This is a genomic window from Starkeya sp. ORNL1, from assembly GCF_012971745.1.
Taxonomy (GTDB): Bacteria; Pseudomonadota; Alphaproteobacteria; order Rhizobiales; family Xanthobacteraceae; genus Ancylobacter.
This window is the reverse complement of the sequence record NZ_CP048834.1, coordinates 843,373-864,968: the sequence shown is the minus strand read 5'-3', so window position 1 is coordinate 864,968 and position 21,596 is coordinate 843,373. Positions and strand designations below refer to the sequence as shown.

The following is a 21,596-nucleotide window of genomic DNA, read 5'->3' as shown; positions in this document are numbered from 1 at the left end:
CAGCGCCACCGACCAGGCCCACGTCGTCATCCGGCTGACGAAGAGCGTCGCCAGCATGTCGACACAAAAGCGGGAACGGTAGGGCTCACCCTTGTACCTGCGGTGTGGCGCCCTATTGTCCCCATCGATGTTTAATGGAGACGCCTATGAAGATCACCTGGTACGGCCACTCCGCCTTTCGGCTGGATTTCGCGGACAAGGTCGTGCTCATCGACCCGTTCCTGTCCGGCAATCCTTCCTTCGCCTCGAGCCGCGACGTCGCGGTGCTCGGCACCACCCACATATTGCTGACGCATGGCCATGGCGACCATCTTGGCGACACCGCCGCGATCGCCGAGGCGACCGGCGCCAAGGTGGTGACGAATGCCGACCTCTGCTCCTGGCTGGCGACGCAGGGCGTGAAGAATCTCGATTCGATGAACACCGGCGGCACCACCGACCAGGGCGGCTTCACCGTGACGCTGGTGCGCGCCGACCATTCCTCGGGAATGATCGTCGAGGGCAAGTCCGTCTATCTCGGCAATCCGAACGGCATCATCGTCAAGGCGCCGGGCGAGCCGACCATCTGGTTCATGGGCGACACCGACATCTTTTCCGACATGGGACTGATCGCCGAGATCCATAAGCCCGATGTCGTGGTGGTGCCGATCGGCGACCGCTACACCATGGGGCCGGACACCGCGGCGTTGGCAGTAAAGCGCTATGTGCCGGGGCTGACCATCATCCCCTGCCACTACGCCTCCTTCCCGCCGCTGGAGCCGAATGCCGACCGTTTCGTCGCGCTGGTCGACGAGGAAGCCACCGTGAAGGTGCTGGAGAGCGGCAAGCCGGTGGAGATCGGGCTTTAGGGCGCTCTGCTTCAGCATCCTTCGAGGCCCGGCTTTGCCGGGCACCTCAGGATGAGGTGGTTTTTAGAGAGCGACCTCATCCTGAGGTGCGAGCGTTAGCGAGCCTCGAAGGATGCTCGCCTAAAGCAGCTCCGCGTTGCCCCATCCCGGCGCACCCTGCTATAGGGCGCGCCGGTTCCGCTTTTCCTAAGGACGTCATATGTCGGTCGATCAGGCGACGGTCCGTCGTGTCGCGCATCTCGCGCGTATCGCGGTGACCGAGGACGAGGTGGCCCATCTCCAGGGCGAGCTCAATTCCATCCTCGCCTTTGTCGAGCAACTTAATGAGCTCGACACGGAAGGTGTCGAACCGATGACCAGCGTCACCCCGATGAAGCTGCCGCTGCGCGAGGACGTCGTCACCGACGGCCACTATCCCGAGCGTGTGCTGGCGAATGCGCCGCTGGCCGAGGACGGTTTCTTCGCCGTCCCGAAAGTGGTGGAGTGATCCGATGAGCGACCTCACCCGCCTCACCATCACCGCCGCCCGCGAAGGTCTGGCGCTCGGCAATTTCAGCGCTGCCGAACTGACCGAAGCCTATCTCGCCGCCATCGAGCCGGCCGGCGACCTCAACGCCTATGTGCTGGCGACGCCAGACAAGGCGCGCGCCATGGCCAAGGCGAGCGACGCAAAGATCGCTGCCGGCACGGCAGGCCCGCTGGAAGGCATCCCGCTCGGCGTCAAGGACCTGTTCGCGACCGACGGCATCCGCACCACGGCGTGCTCGAACATCCTGCGCAACTTCGTGCCGCCCTACGAATCCACCGTCACCGCCAATCTGTGGCGCGACGGCGCGGTGCTGCTCGGCAAGCTGAACCACGACGAGTTCGCCATGGGCTCGTCGAACGAATCGAGCGCCTTCGGCCCTGTGGTCTCGCCCTGGCGGCGCACGGGCTCGACCCAGCCGCTGGTGCCCGGCGGCTCGTCGGGCGGCTCGGCGGCGGCGGTGGCGGCGCATATCTGCGCGGGCGCGGCGGCGACAGATACTGGCGGCTCGATCCGCCAGCCGGCGGCCTTCACCGGCACCGTCGGCATCAAGCCGACCTATGGGCGCTGCTCGCGCTGGGGCGTCGTCGCCTACGCCTCCTCGCTCGACCAGCCGGGTCCCATCGCCCGCTCGGTGAACGATGCCGCGTTGCTGATGCGCTCCATGGCCGGCCACGATCCGAAGGATTCCACCAGCGCCAACCTGGCGGTCCCGGACTATGAGTCCGCCATCGGCGCCTCGGTGAAGGGCAAGCGCATCGGCATCCCGCGCGAATACCGGGTCGCCGGCATGTCCGAGGAGATCGAGGCGCTCTGGCACCAGGGCGCCGACTGGCTGCGCGACGCCGGCGCCGAGGTGGTCGACATCCACCTGCCGCACACCAAATACGCGCTGCCATCCTACTACATCGTGGCTCTGGCCGAGGCCTCCTCCAACCTCGCCCGCTATGACGGCGTGCGCTATGGCGAGCGCGTGCCCGGCCGCGACATCGTCGAGATGTATGAGAAGACCCGCGCCGCCGGCTTCGGCTCCGAGGTGCGCCGCCGCATCATGATCGGCACCTATGTGCTCTCGGCGGGCTATTACGACGCCTATTATCTGAAGGCGCAGAAGGTACGCACGCTGATCAAGCGCGACTTCGAGAACGCCTTCGCCGACGGCATCGACGCCGTGCTGGCGCCGGCCACGCCCTCGCCCGCCTTCGGCATCGGCGAGAAGTCCGGCGCCGATCCGGTGGAGATGTATCTCCAGGACGTGTTCACGGTGACGCTGAACATGGCGGGCCTGCCGGGCATCTCGGTGCCGGCCGGCCTGTCCTCGGACGGCCTGCCGCTCGGCCTCCAGCTCATCGGCCGCCCGTTCGACGAGGCGACGCTGTTCTCGCTGGGCCAGGTGGTGGAAGAAGCGGCCGGCCGCTTCGAAGTCACGGACAAATGGTGGGTGTGATGTCGCGCGAGCTGCCTTCCAACGAACGCTCGCTCGCTCCGTTCCGCGCCGAGATCGACCGTATCGACGCCGAGATCGTCGTGCTGCTGGCGCGCCGTCTCGAGGTGGTGAAGCACGTCATCGCCGTCAAGCGGAGCGAGGGCCTCGCCGCCCTGCTGCCGGAGCGGGTCGAGGACGTGGTGGAGAAGGTGAGCTCCCGCGCCGAGACCGAGGGCGTGCCGCCCGAGCTTGCCGAGAAGCTCTGGCGGGTGATGATCGACTGGGTCATCGCCTACGAGAATGAACGCCTCGGTTGAACGCCGCTCGGTATTTTCGTGCGGGTGTAAACGTTCTTGATTTGATTCGATTTCGGAAGCATTCGCGCTGAAATCAAACGAATTGCCGATGTTTTTCTTGCCAGCGTGTCGAGGAAACGCCGCCTGATCGACTTGTCGCAACGGCATTCCTTCACGATAAGTGGCGACATCTCTTGCTGTTCAGCCACCAGGAGGCGCATTCTGCCGGCGCCGCGCTGACGCAGGAGCCGGTGATCAGCCGGGGGGCGATGTCGTGGAGTGGATACAGACAGTTTTCCAGAATGGACCCGAGGTCATCAAGGCGGCGAGCCAGAGCGGACTGGGCATCATCGCATTATGCCTGCTGGTGATCGGCTGTGCCGGCGTATTCTATTTGGCGCGGGCGCGCACTTCTTCGCCATGGGTTGGATTCGCGGTGTTCCTGGTCATGGTATTGGGCGCGTTGTCCCTCTCTGTGGTCGGGCTCTATGCCGGCGCCAAGCAGACGCTCGACCTCGCCAATGCCAAGACCATCACCTTCAAGACGCCCTATTATAACGAGGCGACCAAGACCTACCGGCTGCTTGACGCCACCGTCACTAATATCGGCAAGGGCGACTGGCGCGAATTGCAGGAGCGCCCGGACGGCAATGCGCAATATTACTATGTGGTGAAGTCGATCGAGCCCGGCCGCATCCTGTTCGGCCGCAAGCCATCGGCGAACGGCCAGCCCGACACCACCGAACTGATCGCCGACCTACCGCAGCGCTTGCTCTGCTACCGTGGCAGTTCGGACGACAGCAATCTGCAATGCCCGTATGCGCTGGTGGCGATCGAGTGAGGTGAGGGGCTGTCAGCGCACGCCGCGATAGATGGCGACAAGTGGCAGTTCGATGCCGAGCGCTGGCAGTTCGAGAACGGCGTCGGAGCCTTCGATCATTTCGCCTGCCCTCGGAAACAGGCCGTCTCCATCGCGCTGCCAGACCCAAAGTCGCGGTTCGTCCTGGGCCAGCACGACATAGGCCTGAAGTGAAGGCAGGGCGGTATATTCCTCCGCCTTTTCGTGGAGGTCGGTTTCAAGTGAAGAGGGCGAAAGCACCTCAGCGAGCAGCACCGGGGCATCGGTGAAGACGCTTGAACCTTCTCCGCCGACCGGCTCGACGACGATATCGGGGCAACGGATCGACTCGCCGATGTCGACCGCGAGTGCATCGGCAAAGACGTTCCATTGATCCGATGAGAGGCGCTCGGACAGGAGCAACAGAAGGTTGCGGGTCACGAACCCGTGGTTCCGCGTGACCCGCACCATCATGACGACTTTGCCCCTGACATACTCGTAATTGCCTTCCTGCCGCTGCACCCAGCGCAGGAAGGCCTCCTTCGTCATCGGTATATCGGTACGCAGGTTCATGCCAGCCGTCTCTCCCGGGCGGTGCATACTAGCATGCGGCCACTTCCGCATCCAAAGCACCCGGGCACACTGGCACTCGCCATGCTGAACGCCGCTGACCGGGCAGGGCGGTTGCCTCAGGCTAGGCTTTGGGAGTAGGCAGAACCAACCTACGCAAGGCACCGCAAGAGCAGGCCCGACCCATGAACATGCATGCCCGCCCCGCCGACCCGAAGAAGCTGATCCGCGGCGCGACCGGCGACTGGGAAGTGGTGATCGGCCTGGAGATCCATGCCCAGGTCACCTCCAACGCCAAGCTGTTCTCCGGCGCGTCGACCGAGTTCGGCGGCGAGCCGAACGATCATGTCTCGCTGGTCGATGCGGCAATGCCGGGCATGCTGCCGGTGATCAATGCCGAATGCGTGAGGCAGGCGGTGCGTACCGGGCTGGGGCTGAAGGCCGAGATCAATCTGCGCTCGGTGTTCGACCGCAAGAATTATTTCTACCCGGACCTGCCGCAGGGCTACCAGATCAGCCAGTACAAGAGCCCGATCGTCGGCGAGGGCGTGGTGCTGGTCGACATGGCGGAGGGCGGCAGCTTCGAGGTCGGCATCGAGCGCCTGCACCTCGAGCAGGACGCCGGCAAGTCGATCCATGACCAGCATCCCAGCCAGTCGCTGGTCGACCTGAACCGCTCCGGCGTCGCGCTTATGGAGATCGTCTCCAAGCCGGACCTGCGCTCCTCCGAGGAGGCCAAGGCCTATGTGACCAAGCTGCGCACCATCCTGCGCTATCTCGGCACCTGCGACGGCGACATGGAGAAGGGCAGCCTACGCGCCGACGTCAATGTCTCGGTGAGGAAGCCCGGCGATCCCTTCGGCACGCGCTGCGAGATCAAGAACGTCAACTCCATCCGCTTCATCGGCCAGGCGGTGGAGAGCGAAGCGCGCCGGCAGATCGGCATCCTCGAGGATGGCGGCTCGATCGTGCAGGAGACGCGGCTGTTCGATCCCGGCAAGGGCGAGACGCGGTCCATGCGCTCCAAGGAAGAAGCGCACGATTATCGCTATTTTCCTGATCCGGACCTGCTGCCGCTGGAATTCGACCAGACCTTCGTCGACGGGCTCGCGGTGCATCTGCCGGAACTGCCGGACGAGAAGAAGGCGCGTTTCATCGCCGCCTATGGTCTGACGCCCTATGACGCCGGCGTATTGGTCGCCGAGCGCGACACTGCCGACTTTTTCGAGGACGCAGCCAAGGGCCGCGACGCCAAGGCGGCGGCGAACTTCCTCATCAATGAGCTGTTCGGTCGGTTGAACAAGGAAGGCAAGGACATCGCCTCCTCGCCGGTCTCCGCGGTGCAGCTCGGTGCCATCGTCGACCTGATCGCCGACGGCACCATCTCGGGCAAGATCGCCAAGGAGCTGTTCGAGATCGTCTTCACCGAAGGCGGCGATCCGCGCGCCATCGTCGAGGCTCGCGGCATGAAGCAGGTGACGGACACTGGCGCCATCGAGGCGGCGGTCGACGCCATCATTGCCGCCAACCCCGACAAGGTCGAGCAGGTGCAGGCCAAGCCGACCATGCTCGGCTGGTTCGTCGGCCAGGTGATGAAGCAGACCGGCGGCAAGGCCAATCCGCAGGCGGTGAACGATCTCCTGAAGAGCAAGCTCGGCATCTGACGATGGCAGTAGCTGGCGAGCTTGCGGCAATGGACGCGGCGCTGACCATCCGCGTCGCCCACATCGACGACCTGCCGGCCATCATCGCCGTTCTCGCCGCCGACGACGTCGGAGGGCACGGCGATACGACCGATGCCGGCGCTCGCCCGGATTATGAGCGGGCATTTGCGGCAATCGCCGCTGATCCCGGCCAGACGCTGTTTGTGGCCTGCCTCGGAGCCGAGGTGGTCGGCACCTTCCAACTCACCATCCAGCCGACGCTTCTGGCGCGCGGCGGCGCCCGTGCCCTGGTCGAAGCGGTGCAGGTCGCGCCGACTGCGCGCGGGCGCGGCATCGGCGCCGCGATGATGCGCTTCGCGATGGACGAGGCGCGTGCCCGCGGCGCGGTGCAACTTGCCCTGGCTTCGTCGAAACGCCGCACCGACGCCCACCGCTTCTATGAGCGCCTCGGCTTTGTCCGTAGCCACGAAGGCTTCAAGTTGAAGCTGCGGTAGTGCGCAACGCCCGATGGGCAACGCGGCGCATGCAGATGAACGGGCGATGGTGAGGCGCGATGTGGCGCGGCTTCCCCAGATGCGCTAGACGCCTTTCATGATGTTGCTCGGTCTCGCCATCGTGCTCGTTTCGGCCGTCGGACTTTTTGTCTGTACGCGGGCGAGCCGTGCCTCTGCGGCACGCTCGATCCAGACGCAGGGCGCGATCTGGCTGCTGCTGGTGTTCGGCATCCTGTTGCCGATCGGGCTTCTCGTGGTCGGCGTGGAGACCGTGCGTTACACCGCGCGGCTGGCGATCGAGTACGATGTCCTTCGAACCAACCGGGATCGCGCACCCTGATGCGCTCGTTGCTGCCATAAGGGCGGCGCCCCCAAAACTCAGCATCCCCGGAAGTGCGGCTTCCGGGGATGCTGGCAGTCTGGCCGATGCGGAAGTGTCCGATCAGGGCAGGCAGCGCGCCATGAAGACGTGCCAGGCCTTGGCGCCGGAGACATTGTTCTGCGCCTTGTAGTCCTTCCACGAGGCATTGCACTTGGCGAGGTCTTCCTTCGCCGTGCCGGCTTCCTCGTCGTCCTTGGCGGCAGCCTGGGTCGGCTTGGGCGCCGCGGCAGGCTTCGTCGTGGTGGCCGGTGCGGTGGTCGTGGTGGTCGTCGTCGCGGCCGGCTTTGCCGCGGGCGCAGCGGCGGCGCCGTCGCCCGACATGCACTTCTTGGAGAATTCCTGGTAGGTCTGTCCGCCGGTCTGGTTCTTCGCCTTCAGTTCGTTCCACTGATCGGCGCAGACCTTCATCTTGCTGGGGGCCTGGGCCTGCGCGGCGGCGCTGGCGAAGGAGAGAACGAGCGCGGCGGCGAGCGCGAGAGTAAGCGGCTTGATACGAGCGGACATGTTGGCCTCCTGGGGCCGTGCGACGGCCTGAACTAGGACGTTTCCGGGCGGTTCGGCAGCGTCGTGCAGCCTTCAGCCGCTCAGTTGCATTTTCCTCCCGCGCGCTGGCGGTTGCAAGGACCGTATCAAGTCCATGTGGCAGCAGCGTTAAGGCCGCCTGCCAGGATCGCGGCGCCGCCGGGCCGAGCCGGTAGCGACGCCGCGACGAGAGCATATTCCGCAAAAGTTGGAAGACTTTTGCGCTTGGAACGTGCTTCAGCGGTTCGAACTGAGAGCACTATCCTTTTGCTCGGATGATTCCATCCAGGCGGATAGGGCTCCGGGGCGTCAGGCGCCTTTCTTCAAGCAGTCGGCAATGTACACCTTGCGGGTCATGTCCTTGGCTTTTCCGGCCTTGCGGTCAGCGGTCCATTCGCTCTTGCAGCTCTTCTCCAGCGCCAGCTTCTGGGCATGGGTGAGGGCGGGCTTGGCAGGCATGGCCGGCTCTTGCGTCGTGGTCGCGTCCTGCGCGAACGCCGAAGCGGTGGCGAGCAGGAAAGCGGCGGTGGTGAAAGCGGCGGTTTTGGCGTGGATCATCGGGAGCCTCCTGTCATAGGGGCCGTCGCTCGACGGCACGCCGTCATTTGCTTCCTGTTCCGTGTCCGAATTGGGACTGATCCAAGAAATCATCATGGTAATGCGTATGAATACATGTGACATCTGTCGTATCGTAAAGTAAATGTGCTCCCGCAACGGAATTTCACTGGCCCGTGATCTTGAATCCGGGCAATGCTGGCCGATGTAGGCGGCGCTTGCCACGCGACGCGAGGAGTCCTAGTTCTGGAGCGGGAAAATCAAGCCCGCCGCCCTTAAGGGCGAGGGGAGGCAGCGCAAGGGCGACATGATGGCCGAACTCCAGACCCAGCCGATCCAGCTTTTTTACTGGCCGACGCCGAATGGCTGGAAGATCAGCATCATGCTGGAGGAGTGCGGGCTGCCTTATGAGGTGGTTCCGGTGAACATCGCCAAGGGCGACCAGTTCAAGCCGGATTTTCTCGCCATCTCCCCGAACAACAAGATGCCGGCGATCATCGACCCCGAGGGGCCGGACGGTGCGCCGATCTCGATCTTCGAGTCGGGCGCGATCCTGCAGTATCTCGGCCGCAAGACTGGCCTGTTCTATCCGCTCGACGAGCGCGGCCGGGTCGGGGTCGACCAGTGGCTGTTCTGGCAGATGGGCGGGTTGGGGCCGATGGCCGGCCAGGCGCACCATTTCCGCATCTATGCGCCGGAGAAGATCCCCTACGCCATCGACCGCTACACCAATGAGGTCCACCGGCTCTATGGGGTAATGAACACCCAGCTGAAGGACCGCGAGTATCTGGCCGGCGCCTATTCGATCGCCGACATGGCCTGCTACGGCTGGGCCAAGCTGTGGCAGCGCCAGGGCCAGGACATCGCCGAGTTCCCGCACTTCGCCCGCTGGCTGGCGGCGGTGGCGGCGCGCCCGGCGGTGAAGCGCGGCCTTGCCGTGAACGCCGAAGACCGCGGCAAGATCGACCTCGCCACCGACAAGGACGCGCAGAAGGTATTGTTCGGCCAGCGGGCGCGAGGCTGAACGCTGCCGACGGCGATCGGATCGTCGTCGGCTGTTGTGGCGCTACGCCGCCTTCGCCACCCGGTCGAAGGCCTGCAGCCGTTCCAGCAGCGCCTCGAAATCCTTCAGCGGCACCATGTTCGGTCCGTCGGAGGGGGCGTGGTCGGGATCGGGGTGAGTCTCGATGAACACCCCCGCGACTCCGACCGCGACCGCGGCCCGCGCCAGCACCGGCACGAACTCGCGCTGGCCGCCCGAGGAGGTGCCTTGTCCGCCCGGCTGCTGGACCGAATGCGTGGCGTCGAAGATCACCGGGGCTCCGGTGGTTTCGGCCATGATCGGCAGCGCCCGCATGTCGGTGACCAGAGTGTTGTAGCCGAAGGACGCGCCCCGCTCGGTCACCAGCACATTGGGATTGCCGCTGTCGGTCAGCTTGGCGACGACGTTCTTCATGTCCCAGGGCGCCAGGAACTGGCCCTTCTTCACATTCACCGTGCGTCCGGTATGCGCCGCGGCGATCAGCAGGTCGGTCTGGCGGCAGAGGAAGGCCGGTATCTGCAGTATGTCGACCACTTCCGCGACCGGCACGCACTGCTCGATCTCGTGGATGTCGGTGAGCACCGGCATGCCGTAGCGCTCGCGCACCTCGGCGAACACCGGCAGCGCCGCCTTGAGGCCCATGCCACGGGCGCCCTTGATCGAGGTGCGGTTGGCCTTGTCGAACGAGGTCTTGAAGACAAGGCCGATACCGCGCCGCCCGGCGATCTCGTGCAGCGCCGCCGCGCATTCGAGCGCATGGGCGCGGCTTTCCATCTGGCAGGGGCCGGCGATCAAGGCGAGCGGCAGATGGTTGGCGAATCTCACATCGCCGACCGTGACGGTGGCGTTGGCGGCGGTGCCGCCCTTCTGGCCGCTCTCGTGGCCGCTCATGGGGTTCTCCTGGGCGATTGTGGGGAAGCGGCTCTGGTCACACCACGCCGGCGCGCAGCACGTCGTGAATGTGCAGCACGCCGACCGGCACGCCGGCATCGACGACGAACAGCACGGTGATCTGGCCGCGACTCATCAGGCCGAGCGCGGCGGAGGCGAGTTCGCCCGGCTCGATCACCAGCGGAGCCGGCGTCATCACCGCTTCGACCGGGCGAGCGAGCAACTCGGTGCCCATGTGGCGGCGCAAGTCGCCGTCGGTGACGATCCCGGTAAGCTGGCCGCCCGTCTCCACCACGCCGCAGCAGCCGAAGCGCTTGCTGGTGATCTCGATCAGGGCCTCGCTCATCGGCGTGCCGAGGACGACCAGCGGCATGGCCTCGCTGCCATGCATCAGGTCGCTCACCTTGAGCAGGCGCGCGCCCAGCTTGCCGCCGGGGTGGAAGACCCGGAAGTCGGAGGCGGTGAAGCCGCGCCGCTCGAGCAGCGCGACGGCGAGCGCGTCGCCGAGCGCCAGCTGGATGAGGGTCGACGTGGTCGGCGCCAGCCCGTTCGGGCAGGCTTCCTCGACCTTGGGCAATTGCAGCACGATATCGGCGGCCCGGCCGAGCGCGCTGTTCGCATTGGCGGTGATGGCAACGAGCGGCACGGCGAAGCGGCCGGCATAATAGACTACGTCGCCAAGCTCGGTGGTCTCGCCGGACCAGGACAGCGCGACCAGCACGTCATCCGGCGTGACCATGCCGAGATCGCCATGGCCGGCCTCGGCAGCATGCATGAAAAGCGCAGGGGTGCCGGTGGAGGCGAGGGTGGCGGCGAGCTTGCGGCCGATATGCCCGCTCTTGCCCATGCCGGTGACGATGACCCGACCGCGCGCGTCTTCGATCAGCCGCACCGTCCGCTCGACACTTTCACCGAGCGGGCCGTCCAGGGCATCGAGCAGGGCGGCCAGCCCCGCCGCCTCGATGGTGAGGGTCCGTCGCAGATTGGCACCCAGCGCCGCCCCGTTCGGGGACGATGCACGATGCGTGGCATCTTCACGACGGGCAGTACCTTCAAGAGCAGAATCGTCGAGACGGGCAGAATCTTCGAGATCGATAGGGGCCAATGCGCCCTCCTTCGGCACGGAACCGGCGGTCGGCATGAACGGCGTGAATAAGCGCCGACGGGCGCAGATGCAATCCGTCCCTGCCGTGGTCCCGTGCCGATCGCCACTCAGTGTACCCGCTGCGGCCGTCCGACGCTGTCATAGAGGAAGCCACGGGCTTCCATTTCGCTCGGCCGATAGATGTTGCGCAGGTCGATGATGACCGGGCGCTTGAGCGTTGCCTTCAGCCGGTCGAAGTCGAGCGCGCGGAACGCATCCCACTCGGTGGCGATGACGAGGGCGTCGGCGTCCTTGGCGCACTCATAGGCGTCCTCGGCATAGACGACTTCGCTGGGCAGCACGTGGCGAGCCTCGGCCATGCCTTCCGGATCATAGGCCCGCACATTGGCGCCCTTGTCGAGAAGCGAGTGGACGATCGCGATGGACGGCGCCTCGCGCATGTCGTCGGTGTTGGGCTTGAAGGTGAGGCCGAGCATCGCGATCGTGGCGCCCTGCACGTCGCCGCCGAGCGCGGCGACCACCTTGCGGGACATGGACGATTTGCGCGCGTCATTGACCCCGACCACGGTCTCGACGATGCGCAGCGGCGCGCCGGCTTCCTGCGCGGTGCGCACCAATGCCAGCGTGTCCTTGGGGAAGCACGAGCCACCATAGCCGGGGCCGGCATGCAGGAACTTGGAGCCGATGCGGTTGTCGAGGCCGATGCCGCGGGCCACTTCCTGGACGTTCGCGCCGACCCGCTCGCACAGATCCGCGATCTCGTTGATGAAGGTGATCTTGGTCGCCAGGAAGGCGTTGGCGGCGTACTTGATCAACTCCGAGGTGCGGCGCGCGGTGAAAAGCAGCGGCGAGGAGTTCAGATAGAGCGGGCGGTAGATTTCGGTCATCACCGCGCGGGCGCGCTCGTCGTCGGTGCCGACGACGATGCGATCCGGCCGCTTGAAATCCTCGATGGCCGCGCCTTCGCGCAGGAACTCCGGATTGGAGACCACGGCGATGTCGGCGCCCGGCGCGGTCTCGCGGGCGATGCGCTCGACCTGGTCGCCGGTGCCGACCGGCACCGTCGACTTGGTGACGATGACGGTGAAGTCGCGGCAGGAGCTCGCGATCTCGCGGGTGGCGGCATAGACGTAGGAAAGATCGGCGTGGCCGTCACCGCGCCGCGAGGGGGTGCCGACGGCGATGAACACGGCGTCGGCCTTCTCCACCGCCGGACCGATGTCGGTGGTGAAGGAAAGCCGGCCTTGCCGCACATTGCGGTCGACGAGATCGTCGAGCCCGGGCTCATAGATCGGCATCACACCCTGCTGGAGCGCCTTGATCTTGCGCTCGTCCTTGTCGACGCAGGTGACGAAATGGCCGAAATCGGCAAAGCAAGCTCCTGACACCAGCCCGACATAGCCGGTGCCGATCATCGCGACATGCATGAGTTCGAATCCTTCGCAGTGAAAGGAAAGGGCGGCAAACGAGAGCGGCGGGGCTGCGCCGCCCGGTTGCGGTTTCAGTTGCGGTTATAGACGTCCTCGAAACGGATGATGTCGTCCTCGCCGAGATAGGATCCGGTCTGAACCTCGATGAGCTCGAGGTTGATCTTCCCGGGATTGGCGAGGCGATGGACGCCGCCGAGCGGCAGATAGGTCGATTCGTTCTCGCGCACCTCGAATACCCGGCCGTCGAGCGTCACCTCGGCAATGCCCTTGACCACGATCCAGTGCTCGGCGCGGTGGTGGTGCTTCTGCAGCGAGAGCCGCTCGCCCGGCTCGACCACGATCTTCTTCACATGGAATCGCTCGCCGCGGCAGATGGTCTGGTAGGTGCCCCAGGGGCGGTGCATCTTCAGATGCTCGCTCGCCGCATTGTGGCGCTCGGCCTTCAGCTTGGCGACCAGCGCCTTGACGTCCTGCGAGCGCTCCGCCGGCATCACCAGCACGGCATCGTCGGTGGCGACCACCGACACGCCGTCCAGCCCCACCGCCGCGACCAGCGGGCCTTCCGAGCGGACATAGGAGTTGCGGCTGTCGAGCAGCGTCACCGGGCCGCGGGTGACATTGCCGGACTCGTCGCTCTCGGTGAGTTCGCGCAGCGCGTCCCAGCTGCCGATATCCGACCAGCGGAACCTTCCGGCGACCACGGCGGCACGATCGGTGCGCTCCATGACGGCATAGTCGATCGATTTCGCCGGCGAGGCGGCGAAGGCGGTCGGATCGAGCCGAAGGAAACCGAGATCGTTCACCGCGGTTTCAACCGAGGCGCCCACCGCCTCGACGATCTCCGGCTCGAAGCGGGTCGCTTCATCGATCAGCAGCTGGGCTGGGAACAGGAAGTTGCCGGAGTTCCAGAGATAGCCCTCGGCAAGGTAGCGGGCCGCAGTCGCGGTGTCCGGCTTCTCGACGAAGGCATCGACGGCGCGCACGTCGCTCTCGCCGAACGTCTTGCCGGGGCGGATATAACCATAGGAACTGCGCGGCTCGTTCGGGGTGATGCCGAAGGTGACGATGCGTCCTTCGCCGGCGGCGACCGCCGCCTCGCGGCAGGCATCGAGGAACAGTTCCTGGTCGAGCACGACATGGTCGGCGGCGAGGGCCAGCACGAGGCAGTTCTCGCCGGCAAGGCGCTGGGCGATCATGGCCGCGGCGATCAAGGCGGGGCCGGAATCCCGGCGCGTGGGCTCCAGCGCCACGGTGGCCTCGATGCCGATCTCGCTGGCCTGGCGGCGGGCGAAGAAGCGGAAATCCTCGTGGGTGACGACGAGGGGGGCGGCGAACAGGCTGCGGTCGGACACGCGCTCCAGCGTCTCCTGATAGAGCGTACGGCTGCTGGCGAGCGGCTGGAACTGCTTCGGCAGACTGTCGCGCGAGATCGGCCAAAGCCGCGAACCGCTGCCTCCGGCCAGTATCACCGGCACGATCGAAGAAGTACTCAGCATCCGTATTGCCTCCATGCCCGTGAACAGCGCGAGCGTGCCGCCGCCGACACCTTCGCACTCGCAGCATGACGGAAATAATGCAGTTGGCCAAGCGCATTGCCGTCGCGGGGCCCTTGTATCTTAACGCTTCGAAGTCTCTCGCGTAACGCTTCGAATGCTGCGGTGTCTGGATGGGTAGCACGCGACTCCCTGCCGCCTCGGCCATCGGCGGCCGCGCAGGGATTTCAAATGGACATGCGGCACCGCACAGCCGGCGAGGCCGACCAGTTCCGGGCGGAGGTGTCGGCACGCGTTCTGACCGTCGAGCGCAATGAGCGATTGTGGCTGCGTCTCACGCAGGTGGCGAACATCGTCATCGCGCTCGGCCCGCTGGTGGCAGCGCGGGCGATTCTCATCCCCATCGTCGCCGCGGTGATCATCGGCAGCGTCATCGGCCCGGCGATCGAAGCCTCGGGCCACCGCGGCATTCCGACGCTACGGCCTCGTTCCTCTTAGTCGGCCTGCGGTGCGCGGTGTTCCACGGCGTCACCGCCGCGCTGGCCGCGCCGCCGGCAGACTGGGTCAACCGGGCGCCGGAGATCGGCAAACCTATGCAGGAGCGCTTCGAGGCGCTCCTGCTGGTGCTGCGAACCATCGCCTCGTTCATCGCTTCCATCGAATCGATCGACCGTCCGCCGAGGCCGCCGCTCCAGGTCGGTGTCGCGGATTCGACCATCCAGCAAAGCATGGTGTGCCTGGTGACCCCGCGGCTTGGCGCCTATCTCGCCACCGCGACCTTCATCAACCTCTGCCTTGGTGTCGCCCCGGCCTGATGACCTGGGGGCTCGGATTGTCCAATCCGCTGCCGTGGGGCGCCCTCGCCTGCGTGCCGACCTACATTCCCTATGTCTGGCCGGCGGTTATGACGGCGATTCTCGCCGCGGTCGGGCTCATCACCTTCCCGACGATTTTGCAGGGCCTCGCCCCGATGGGGGCGTTCCTCGTCCTCACCAGCGTCGGGGGACATTTCCTGATGCCGATGATCGTCGGGCGCCAGGTATCGCTCAATCCGTTCGGGGTGTTCCTGTCGATGGCGGTGTGAACCTGGCTGTGGGACCTGATCGGCACTACTTTTCTCGCCGTGCCGCTGCTGATCGCGGGAGAGGCGCTGGCCGAAGAAATCCTGTCCAACCGGCGTCCCCGCTTGCCCGGCTGAGCGTCCCCGTGGGGCATCTTGTCGGGCCGAAATTCGTACGGGCTGAGGATAAAGCGGCGGCCTTGCTTGACACCCGGATGGGGGTGCCGTAACACGCGGCCCACTCGACGCGAGGTCAACGCGACCCGTCAGTTGGGGGTGTAGCTCAGTTGGTTAGAGCGCCGGCCTGTCACGCCGGAGGTCGCGGGTTCGAGCCCCGTCACTCCCGCCATTGATTGCAATGGCTTGCGCGACAACCCAGCGGTCCAGTTTCAACCTTTAGAGCTGCCAAGTTTCAGCTTTTTGTCCGCGTGGATAGCGTCCGGCTGGAGCGTCCGCTCAGTTCATTGCGTGCGAATTCGAAATCTCTCCAGCGCGTCTCGCGGCAGAAACCCACGCGACGAAAGTGGAGTATCAAGCCATGCCGCTGTTCACGATCAAGATCGAGCGCGTTGCGCTCAGCCGCGATGTCGCTGAAGTCACCATCGATGCTGACGATCTGCGGGATGCCGAACGTCTGGTCCGGCAGCAGGCTATGGCAGGAACCCTACATGAGCGGTGCTGGCGCATGATCGAACGCGAACCGAGTCGTGTTGTGGTCGTCGACACCGGAGAGCGGCCCACAGAGCGACGCGCAGCTTAGCGGCGGCCCCTCACTGGGGCTGGGGGGCGATATGTGACGGACCGCCGCCGCGGTGGCGTCGTAGCCGACCCACAACCCATAATGTCACTTATGCCCACGCAGGCTGAGGTACCCCGCTGGTATCCGCCTTAAGCGGTAGCCTTGCGCGCGGGCGAGGATCCTTCCGGTCCCGCCGGACGGTCCTGACATTGACCGTTCCGGGTGACGGCCGCCCCGGGCCATCTATGCCTGAGGCGCGGTTTGCATGTTCTGGGCGAGTTTGCGCCCGATCAGATTGAATCGGGCTTCTATCTCGGTAAAGAGCAGCCAGGACAGGGCCAGCGTGATCGGCATGCAAAGCACGAGCAATTCCACCACCGTCCATTGCGATGGCCGCGTGGCGAGCGACGCATAGGTGCCGACGACGATGGCGAAGATCGGGATATGGATCAGATAGGTCGAATAGGACCACGTTCCGATCCTGGCGATATGCCTGTTCTTGATGGCGATGTCGGCGAAGCGGCTGAGCGCGGCGATCCGGAAGGTGAGGCGCCCGGCTTCCGACATTGCGCAGGCGAGAAACGCCATCCAGATGGCCGTCTCGATCACGCCGGCGAATTTGAGCGTGATGGCACCAAGCACGACGAGCAATTCAACGCCGGCATTGGCAAGCGGGCGATACTCCAGGACCGCCCGCGACAGGATGCCGATGAGAAAATACTGGATCGGCAAGGGCAGGAAGGCGGGATACTGCCAATGCCCGATCAGGCCGGACAGTGCCAGCTTGTGCAGAGCCAGAAGCGCCACGCATGTGAGAATCATGCTGAGCGTGGAGCGCAGCAGCAGTGGAATCAGGAACGGTGCGACGAGATAGAATTGCCATTCCAGCGAAAGGCTCCATGCCGGAGGCAGCAAGGCCGACGCCGAGAACGGCAGCAGTTCGGTCGGCGGGAGGCCGTGCATCAAGGTCAGATGCAGGAGCAGGTGCAGATGGAAGTTCTGCGCCTCCTGCGCGAACCGGTCGAGCCGCATATCGTGGCCCGCCACCCATGGCAGCGTGTTTGCGGTGACCATCAGGTGGGTGACTGCCACGGACAACACGAGGCAGAACAAATATATGGGCAGGATCCGGAACGCCCGCCTGGTAATATATGGCAGGTAATTCTCATCTTTGCTCAGCAAAAGATGAGTAATCACGAAGCCGCTGACGATGATGAAGACGTTGACGGCCTTATAATTGTCGTCGAGGATCGCATATAGCGCTTGTGGAAAAATATACTGGCCGCCGGCAAGTTGTGCGGCGTGGCCGAAAACGACCCACCACGCCATATAAGCGCGCAAGCTCTCGATCGACCTGAAGTTTTGCATATCTCGCCCCATGCCAGTGGCGCAGAGTGCATTGCAGCAGGACCGCGCACAAGAGGTGGGCGGGCCGACGCCGGAATGCGAGCCGCGCGTCGGGGCTGGCGAGGGGCCACGGCTGTACGCTGGAAGCGCGGCCTAAAGACCCAGCAGGACGCCCAGCCACCGCCTGGGCAGCAAGGCACGCGCGATCCTGGCGGCGATGATGCAGACCCCAAGCGTCAGAAGCATAAGCGCGGGTACATATGCGAACTGGTGATCGACGATCTGCGGAACGCCGCGGAGCGCGGCTTCGAGCACCGTGAAGGCAAGAAGGTGAAAGAAATAGATGAAATAGGAATCCTTCCCCAGTTGGGAAAGTACGCCGTCATTCTCGATGCTTGCGGCTTTGGACAGGCTGAGGAACAAGAAGAACAATGCGAGCGAGGCGGCCATGCTCGTCGCCTTTACCTGTGAGCCGGCAAAGGACGGCAGTCCCCAATGGACGAGCCAGGAGGCTTCGATGAAGGAAGCGCCCAACCCTGCCATCCACATCACCGCAAACGCGATGGACCATCCTCGCGTGCCGAATCGGTCAGCCAGACCCCACTTTGCCGCAAGAAACCCCATATGATAGAACGGATACCAGACAATAAAGGGTAGTGCGTAATAAGGAAATTTGGCGATGGTGGCGCCACTGTAGAAAACAGCCGTAATATAGGTGAATGTCAATCCTGCCATGGTTGTCAGGATTATGGTTGCTATTTGCAATGATTTTGTTTCGATGCTGTCTATCAGCGGAGTCAAAATGATCATCTGGCTGAGGACGATGACAAAATAACCGATGATCACGCCGGATCCGGTGGCGAAATGTCTTATCATCGCAACCGGGGATGCGAGGTCGCCTGCTCGGAACGCCAGGCGATAGATCACCGTCCAGAAGACGTAGGGTGGGAGTATCCTGATGGCGCGATTGCGCACGAACTCGATCGGAGATCCCAAAGGTTTCAGTCCGGTGAAGTATCCGGCAATTGCAAGGAATAGTGGAACGGCGAAATCAAACCCCTGTCGCAGGTCCATGCCAAATGCGAAGTTCGAACTGTCGGTTGGAAACGTCGATGCCATCGTCGTCGCATGAATCCCGACGACCGCGACAATCGCGAGACCCTTTGCGTTGTCCCAATGTGCGTTTCGCACGCGATTTGTAGGCGCCATTATTCTTGCCTCATCTCAAAGCGATCCGGACCAACGCAGAACGGCATGTTTCCATGCAGTGGGAGCGGGCTGCTCGCCATCGGTGGAGGAACGAGGCGCTCCGGCGAGCATTTTATGGGCCGAACCCATTGCCGCCGACGACATTCTTCAAATGCGCGGTGCGTCGCTTCAACGTGTCGCGCTGCCCTAACGCAAGGTGCGCAGGCTGCATCGGCGCCTGACACCGACCGTTCAAGCCATACGATTTAAGCTCGGCTATACGGGCTGGAGGTTCCTGGATGACGTGGTTTTCGGATCTGACGGCTCCGTTTCGGGCGCGGCTTTTCGCACGGCAGAAGGGGATCGCGTGCGGCGCCGGCTTCAAGCTGATCGGCAAGACGCCCTGGACGCAGAATCACGGCCGGATCGATATGGGGACGCAGGTGACCATCCGGTCCCTGACCGCTTCGGCGCGCTTCGCCACGCAGCGCAACGCCACCATCAGGATCGGTGATCGCACCTTCATCAACAGCGCGGTGGCGATTGCCGCGGCACGGTCGGTCGAGATCGGCAGCGATTGCCTGATCGCCGACTTCGTCACCATCTTCGACACGAACTTTCACCAGATCGATGAAGGCGAAGAGCCGAAGACGGCGCCGACCCGCATCGGCAGGAATGTCTGGATCGGCCGCAGCGCGATTATCCTGCCCGGTACGACAATCGGCGATCACTCGGTGATCGGCGCCGGTTCGGTCGTGAGTGGGGTCATTCCCGAGAAAGTGCTGGTCGCCGGCAACCCGGCGCGGGTCCTGCGGCCCATCACCGCATCGGACACGTTCCGTCGCAAATAGGGCTACCGGCTATGCACAACCGGCAGGCGGCGGCCGATCGCCGGATCGGCCGCCGGTTCAGCGCTTGAGCGACCGGAGATAGGTAACGACGTCCGATGCCTCTTCGGGCGTAAGAGGCCCGAGCGCCATTTTTGTACCGGGCACGACCTCGATGGGGTTCTGGACGAAGCGGGCAATCTCTTCCGGTGTCCAGGTGATGCCCGACGCCTTCATCTCGGGAGAGTATTCGTAGCCGGGAAACGTTCCCGCCTTGCGCCCGATCACGTCATTGAGCGGCGGGCCCACATTCAGTGCGCGCGATTTCAGGCTATGGCAGGGCGTGCAGTTCACTGCCACCCTCTCGCCGCGCGCTACGGCGTTCTTGTCCAGGGGAGGCGCCTCCTCGCCGCATCCTACGAGGCCGGCCATCAAAACTACGCAACAGGCAATTCTTCGCATCCCCAACGCCCTTACCCTGTAACTCTACTGATACGTGACAGCCGCGATCGGGCGCCTTGGCAATACGGCCATGATGACGGCGTGCAGGACCGCCAACCCGAACAGGGCAAGGCCGGGACCGGCGTAGAAGCCAAGGAAAACGACGGCAGAGCCAGCCGTCAGGAGCAGGTTCAGAATGAACCCTATTCCCGCGCCGCGGAGCATATAGACTCCCAGCGGCGGGATAATAACGCAGAGGATGAAGTAAATGATGCGCGCGATCATGGGCGGGGCTCCAAATATACGCCGATGCTCATACTGATGTGTCCGTCTTTATCTGGTCCGCCAGGCGAATCGCGAAGCCGATGATCATCATCGTCGGGCCGGAATATCCCGCAGTGGGGAATGTGGAACTGCCGCCGACGTAAAGATTGCCCACATTGTGCAGGCGGCAGTCGCGATTGACGACGCCATCCGCGGGGGTGTCGCTCATGCGGGTCGTGCCGATCTGATGATAGTGCCCGGCAATGCGCGATTTCACGAGCTCCGGCGTGATCTCCTCCATCTCGGCACGGCCATATCCGAGAGCGGCAAATTCGCTGGCGATCCTCTCCTGGCCGACGCTGAAGCTCCGGACATCCTCATCGAGGATCTCCCAGTGGAGATCGGCGATCGGGCTGCCGAGGGCGTCGCGCCGATCGGATATGACCACGCGGGAGGAGGGGTTGGGGGCCTGCTCGAGCCGATGCTCCATCTCGTAATAGTCCGGCAGCGGGTATGGCAGCATGGACTGCTTGGTGCCGATCTCCGACACCAGGACGCTGTCGATGTCCCGAAGGATGTTGCCGACGTCCATAAGGAAGGACACATCGCCGGGTTCATAGAACCCAAGTCGAACCCGTCGCAGCGAATCGCCGATATCTTCGTCGAAATAAACCGGATTGAAGCGGCAATAATACTGAAGAAGTTTCTCGTCGCGAAGATAATTGTCTTTGAAGCCGATATTGATGTTCAAATTCTTGGCTTCGGCAAAGCGCCGATCATAAAGCAGCGGGAAGTTCGGGCCTGGAATGAACTTCGAGGCGAAGATGTGGGTGTGGTCCATGAAGTACCGGCCGACATGATCGCTTTCATTGCCGATGCCGGTGTTGACCACATCGTTCGACACCAGGAGAAGGCGCGCATTCTCGATGGCATGACAGCAGAGTGCGAATATCTTGGCTTTTACCTGCACCTTCTTGCCGGTCAGGGTGACGCAATCGACGTGGGTCACCGTCTTGCCGTCGGGGGCAAGCTGGATATGCGCGGCGTTGAGGTGATGATAGATCGCGAGATTCGGCCGCTGCCCCAGGGACTCCCGGTATATCTGCCCGAGGCGGATGTGTTTCGCGAGCTGGAAGACCTTGGTCTCCAGGATCTTCGACCTGGAATCCGCCAGCGTGTCCGTCGGCATGCCGACCTTGTGCATGAACTGCGACAGATCGAAGAATTCGTTGGAAATCTGCAGCGAATCCGCCGCCTTGCGAATGTAGGGATCGACCTCGTCATGGTCGACCGGCCACTTGGGCAAACCGATCTCCGGGCGACCTTCATAGTCGATCGCGTCGTTTGCCCGGCAGAAGCCGCTCCAGTGATTGGTCGTGCCGCCGAAATACCGCAGGCGGCAGGAGCTCAGATTATAGTAGGGCAGCCCGAGGTTCTTTCCGGAGAACAGGTTCTGGGTCTGCCCCTCCAGATCGAATCCGCCGGATTCGATGAGCACAACGCTTCGGCCGGCCTCTGCAAGCTCGCGGGCCAAGGTAAGGCCGGCGGCGCCCGATCCGATAACCGCGACCGATGCTTCAATGACATCGCCGACGCCATCTCCACGCGCATCAATATAGCCTGAAGCCATGTCAGTCCTCTAATGCTC

The 21,596-nt window shown here is 64.1% G+C and carries 26 protein-coding genes and 1 tRNA gene; 15 read left to right on the top strand and 12 right to left on the bottom strand.

The window, feature by feature from the left end; translation table 11 throughout:
* The first annotated feature begins 146 nt into the window (after positions 1–146).
* From G3545_RS04155 to G3545_RS04135, 5 genes are all read left to right on the top strand, one after another.
* A complete protein-coding gene (locus tag G3545_RS04155) occupies positions 147–848 on the top strand; it encodes a metal-dependent hydrolase (RefSeq protein WP_170010119.1) in 702 nt (233 codons plus the stop codon).
* 199 nt (positions 849–1,047) lie between these two features.
* Positions 1,048–1,335, top strand: a complete 288-nt coding sequence (gene gatC / locus G3545_RS04150) for an Asp-tRNA(Asn)/Glu-tRNA(Gln) amidotransferase subunit GatC (RefSeq protein WP_170010117.1) — start codon at positions 1,048–1,050, stop codon at positions 1,333–1,335.
* Between the two features lie 4 nt (positions 1,336–1,339).
* Entirely contained in the window at positions 1,340–2,821 is a 1,482-nt protein-coding gene (gene gatA, locus G3545_RS04145) for an Asp-tRNA(Asn)/Glu-tRNA(Gln) amidotransferase subunit GatA (protein ID WP_170010115.1), read from the top strand.
* Positions 2,821–3,117 (top strand): chorismate mutase, encoded by a 297-nt coding sequence (locus G3545_RS04140; protein ID WP_170010113.1) that lies wholly within the window; start codon positions 2,821–2,823, stop codon positions 3,115–3,117. Before gatA ends, G3545_RS04140 begins: the two co-directional genes overlap by 1 nt.
* A gap of 253 nt (positions 3,118–3,370) precedes the next feature.
* A complete protein-coding gene (locus tag G3545_RS04135) occupies positions 3,371–3,937 on the top strand; it encodes a hypothetical protein (RefSeq protein ID WP_170010111.1) in 567 nt (188 codons plus the stop codon).
* Between the two features lie 12 nt (positions 3,938–3,949).
* Here G3545_RS04135 and G3545_RS04130 read toward each other — a convergent pair whose 3' ends face one another.
* The gene (locus G3545_RS04130; RefSeq protein WP_170010109.1) at positions 3,950–4,507 is read right to left on the bottom strand and encodes a Uma2 family endonuclease; all 558 of its coding nucleotides are present in this window, start codon (positions 4,505–4,507) and stop codon (positions 3,950–3,952) included.
* A gap of 188 nt (positions 4,508–4,695) precedes the next feature.
* Between G3545_RS04130 and gatB the strand changes: the two genes are divergently transcribed.
* The 3 genes from gatB (at position 4,696) to G3545_RS04115 (ending at position 7,002) form a co-directional block, all read left to right on the top strand.
* Entirely contained in the window at positions 4,696–6,168 is a 1,473-nt protein-coding gene (gene gatB, locus G3545_RS04125; protein ID WP_170017895.1) for an Asp-tRNA(Asn)/Glu-tRNA(Gln) amidotransferase subunit GatB, read from the top strand.
* 2 nt (positions 6,169–6,170) lie between these two features.
* Complete coding sequence (locus G3545_RS04120; RefSeq protein WP_246702685.1) at positions 6,171–6,662, top strand: GNAT family N-acetyltransferase; 492 nt, start codon at positions 6,171–6,173, stop codon at positions 6,660–6,662.
* Between the two features lie 97 nt (positions 6,663–6,759).
* Complete coding sequence (locus tag G3545_RS04115) at positions 6,760–7,002, top strand: hypothetical protein (RefSeq protein WP_170010107.1); 243 nt, start codon at positions 6,760–6,762, stop codon at positions 7,000–7,002.
* 102 nt (positions 7,003–7,104) lie between these two features.
* On the opposite strand, the gene G3545_RS04110 is transcribed toward G3545_RS04115, so the two are convergent.
* Both G3545_RS04110 and G3545_RS04105 read right to left on the bottom strand, forming a co-directional pair.
* Positions 7,105–7,548 carry a hypothetical protein gene (locus tag G3545_RS04110; protein ID WP_170010105.1) on the bottom strand — a complete coding sequence of 148 codons (444 nt, stop codon included), beginning with the start codon at positions 7,546–7,548 and terminating at the stop codon, positions 7,105–7,107.
* Between the two features lie 327 nt (positions 7,549–7,875).
* Positions 7,876–8,247 carry a hypothetical protein gene (locus tag G3545_RS04105; RefSeq protein ID WP_170010103.1) on the bottom strand — a complete coding sequence of 124 codons (372 nt, stop codon included), beginning with the start codon at positions 8,245–8,247 and terminating at the stop codon, positions 7,876–7,878.
* Positions 8,248–8,431: 184 nt separating this feature from the next.
* On the opposite strand from G3545_RS04105, the gene G3545_RS04100 reads away from it, so the two are divergent.
* A complete protein-coding gene (locus G3545_RS04100; RefSeq protein WP_170017894.1) occupies positions 8,432–9,145 on the top strand; it encodes a glutathione S-transferase N-terminal domain-containing protein in 714 nt (237 codons plus the stop codon).
* 42 nt (positions 9,146–9,187) lie between these two features.
* On the opposite strand, the gene kdsA is transcribed toward G3545_RS04100, so the two are convergent.
* The 4 genes from kdsA to G3545_RS04080 all read right to left on the bottom strand — a co-directional run bounded on the left by kdsA (position 9,188) and on the right by G3545_RS04080 (position 14,085).
* Positions 9,188–10,054 carry a 3-deoxy-8-phosphooctulonate synthase gene (gene kdsA / locus G3545_RS04095; RefSeq protein WP_170010101.1) on the bottom strand — a complete coding sequence of 289 codons (867 nt, stop codon included), beginning with the start codon at positions 10,052–10,054 and terminating at the stop codon, positions 9,188–9,190.
* Between the two features lie 37 nt (positions 10,055–10,091).
* Positions 10,092–10,982, bottom strand: coding sequence for a KpsF/GutQ family sugar-phosphate isomerase (locus G3545_RS04090; protein WP_246702857.1), 891 nt, complete (start codon positions 10,980–10,982; stop codon positions 10,092–10,094).
* Positions 10,983–11,266: 284 nt separating this feature from the next.
* Positions 11,267–12,586, bottom strand: a complete 1,320-nt coding sequence (locus G3545_RS04085; RefSeq protein ID WP_170010097.1) for a UDP-glucose/GDP-mannose dehydrogenase family protein — start codon at positions 12,584–12,586, stop codon at positions 11,267–11,269.
* A 74-nt stretch (positions 12,587–12,660) separates the two neighbouring features.
* Entirely contained in the window at positions 12,661–14,085 is a 1,425-nt protein-coding gene (locus tag G3545_RS04080; protein WP_170010095.1) for a mannose-1-phosphate guanylyltransferase/mannose-6-phosphate isomerase, read from the bottom strand.
* A gap of 234 nt (positions 14,086–14,319) precedes the next feature.
* On the opposite strand from G3545_RS04080, the gene G3545_RS29580 reads away from it, so the two are divergent.
* The 5 genes from G3545_RS29580 (at position 14,320) to G3545_RS04065 (ending at position 15,902) form a co-directional block, all read left to right on the top strand.
* Positions 14,320–14,580, top strand: a complete 261-nt coding sequence (locus tag G3545_RS29580) for a hypothetical protein (protein WP_246702684.1) — start codon at positions 14,320–14,322, stop codon at positions 14,578–14,580.
* Positions 14,581–14,597: 17 nt separating this feature from the next.
* Positions 14,598–14,897: a hypothetical protein gene (locus tag G3545_RS29575; RefSeq protein ID WP_246702683.1), complete on the top strand. Its 300-nt coding sequence runs from the start codon at positions 14,598–14,600 to the stop codon at positions 14,895–14,897.
* 17 nt (positions 14,898–14,914) lie between these two features.
* Entirely contained in the window at positions 14,915–15,166 is a 252-nt protein-coding gene (locus G3545_RS29570) for a hypothetical protein (protein ID WP_246702682.1), read from the top strand.
* A 248-nt stretch (positions 15,167–15,414) separates the two neighbouring features.
* Positions 15,415–15,491 (top strand) — tRNA-Asp (locus G3545_RS04070).
* 189 nt (positions 15,492–15,680) lie between these two features.
* Positions 15,681–15,902: a hypothetical protein gene (locus G3545_RS04065; protein ID WP_170010093.1), complete on the top strand. Its 222-nt coding sequence runs from the start codon at positions 15,681–15,683 to the stop codon at positions 15,900–15,902.
* A 222-nt stretch (positions 15,903–16,124) separates the two neighbouring features.
* Here the strand turns inward: G3545_RS04065 and G3545_RS04060 are convergent, their stop codons facing one another.
* Positions 16,125–17,249, bottom strand: coding sequence for an acyltransferase (locus G3545_RS04060; protein ID WP_170010091.1), 1,125 nt, complete (start codon positions 17,247–17,249; stop codon positions 16,125–16,127).
* Between the two features lie 132 nt (positions 17,250–17,381).
* On the bottom strand, positions 17,382–18,437 hold the full coding sequence (locus G3545_RS04055; protein ID WP_170010089.1) for an acyltransferase: 1,056 nt from the start codon (positions 18,435–18,437) through the stop codon (positions 17,382–17,384).
* A gap of 278 nt (positions 18,438–18,715) precedes the next feature.
* Between G3545_RS04055 and G3545_RS29850 the strand changes: the two genes are divergently transcribed.
* Complete coding sequence (locus tag G3545_RS29850) at positions 18,716–19,267, top strand: acyltransferase (RefSeq protein ID WP_170010087.1); 552 nt, start codon at positions 18,716–18,718, stop codon at positions 19,265–19,267.
* 57 nt (positions 19,268–19,324) lie between these two features.
* Here G3545_RS29850 and G3545_RS04045 read toward each other — a convergent pair whose 3' ends face one another.
* The 3 genes from G3545_RS04045 to G3545_RS04035 are packed head-to-tail and all read right to left on the bottom strand — an operon-like array spanning position 19,325 to position 21,578.
* Complete coding sequence (locus tag G3545_RS04045) at positions 19,325–19,675, bottom strand: c-type cytochrome (RefSeq protein WP_170010085.1); 351 nt, start codon at positions 19,673–19,675, stop codon at positions 19,325–19,327.
* A 54-nt stretch (positions 19,676–19,729) separates the two neighbouring features.
* A complete protein-coding gene (locus G3545_RS04040; protein WP_170010083.1) occupies positions 19,730–19,969 on the bottom strand; it encodes a YqaE/Pmp3 family membrane protein in 240 nt (79 codons plus the stop codon).
* A gap of 28 nt (positions 19,970–19,997) precedes the next feature.
* Positions 19,998–21,578, bottom strand: coding sequence for a GMC family oxidoreductase (locus tag G3545_RS04035; protein WP_170010081.1), 1,581 nt, complete (start codon positions 21,576–21,578; stop codon positions 19,998–20,000).
* Positions 21,579–21,596 lie beyond the last annotated feature (18 nt).

What these genes read in the sequence shown, in the direction of transcription:
- G3545_RS04155 (WP_170010119.1), top strand. Translation starts at nt 147, where the DNA reads ATGAAGATCACCTGGTACGGCCACTCCGCCTTTCGGCTGGATTTCGCG.
- gatC (WP_170010117.1), top strand. Translation starts at nt 1,048, where the DNA reads ATGTCGGTCGATCAGGCGACGGTCCGTCGTGTCGCGCATCTCGCGCGT.
- gatA (WP_170010115.1), top strand. Translation starts at nt 1,340, where the DNA reads ATGAGCGACCTCACCCGCCTCACCATCACCGCCGCCCGCGAAGGTCTG.
- G3545_RS04140 (WP_170010113.1), top strand. Translation starts at nt 2,821, where the DNA reads ATGTCGCGCGAGCTGCCTTCCAACGAACGCTCGCTCGCTCCGTTCCGC.
- G3545_RS04130 (WP_170010109.1), bottom strand. Translation starts at nt 4,507, where the DNA reads ATGAACCTGCGTACCGATATACCGATGACGAAGGAGGCCTTCCTGCGC.
- gatB (WP_170017895.1), top strand. Translation starts at nt 4,696, where the DNA reads ATGCATGCCCGCCCCGCCGACCCGAAGAAGCTGATCCGCGGCGCGACC.
- G3545_RS04120 (WP_246702685.1), top strand. Translation starts at nt 6,171, where the DNA reads ATGGCAGTAGCTGGCGAGCTTGCGGCAATGGACGCGGCGCTGACCATC.
- G3545_RS04115 (WP_170010107.1), top strand. Translation starts at nt 6,760, where the DNA reads ATGATGTTGCTCGGTCTCGCCATCGTGCTCGTTTCGGCCGTCGGACTT.
- G3545_RS04110 (WP_170010105.1), bottom strand. Translation starts at nt 7,548, where the DNA reads ATGTCCGCTCGTATCAAGCCGCTTACTCTCGCGCTCGCCGCCGCGCTC.
- G3545_RS04105 (WP_170010103.1), bottom strand. Translation starts at nt 8,247, where the DNA reads ATGTCACATGTATTCATACGCATTACCATGATGATTTCTTGGATCAGT.
- G3545_RS04100 (WP_170017894.1), top strand. Translation starts at nt 8,432, where the DNA reads ATGGCCGAACTCCAGACCCAGCCGATCCAGCTTTTTTACTGGCCGACG.
- kdsA (WP_170010101.1), bottom strand. Translation starts at nt 10,054, where the DNA reads ATGAGCGGCCACGAGAGCGGCCAGAAGGGCGGCACCGCCGCCAACGCC.
- G3545_RS04085 (WP_170010097.1), bottom strand. Translation starts at nt 12,586, where the DNA reads ATGCATGTCGCGATGATCGGCACCGGCTATGTCGGGCTGGTGTCAGGA.
- G3545_RS04080 (WP_170010095.1), bottom strand. Translation starts at nt 14,085, where the DNA reads ATGCTGAGTACTTCTTCGATCGTGCCGGTGATACTGGCCGGAGGCAGC.
- G3545_RS29580 (WP_246702684.1), top strand. Translation starts at nt 14,320, where the DNA reads ATGCGGCACCGCACAGCCGGCGAGGCCGACCAGTTCCGGGCGGAGGTG.
- G3545_RS04065 (WP_170010093.1), top strand. Translation starts at nt 15,681, where the DNA reads ATGCCGCTGTTCACGATCAAGATCGAGCGCGTTGCGCTCAGCCGCGAT.
- G3545_RS04060 (WP_170010091.1), bottom strand. Translation starts at nt 17,249, where the DNA reads ATGCAAAACTTCAGGTCGATCGAGAGCTTGCGCGCTTATATGGCGTGG.
- G3545_RS04055 (WP_170010089.1), bottom strand. Translation starts at nt 18,437, where the DNA reads ATGGCGCCTACAAATCGCGTGCGAAACGCACATTGGGACAACGCAAAG.
- G3545_RS29850 (WP_170010087.1), top strand. Translation starts at nt 18,716, where the DNA reads ATGACGTGGTTTTCGGATCTGACGGCTCCGTTTCGGGCGCGGCTTTTC.
- G3545_RS04045 (WP_170010085.1), bottom strand. Translation starts at nt 19,675, where the DNA reads ATGGCCGGCCTCGTAGGATGCGGCGAGGAGGCGCCTCCCCTGGACAAG.
- G3545_RS04040 (WP_170010083.1), bottom strand. Translation starts at nt 19,969, where the DNA reads ATGATCGCGCGCATCATTTACTTCATCCTCTGCGTTATTATCCCGCCG.
- G3545_RS04035 (WP_170010081.1), bottom strand. Translation starts at nt 21,578, where the DNA reads ATGGCTTCAGGCTATATTGATGCGCGTGGAGATGGCGTCGGCGATGTC.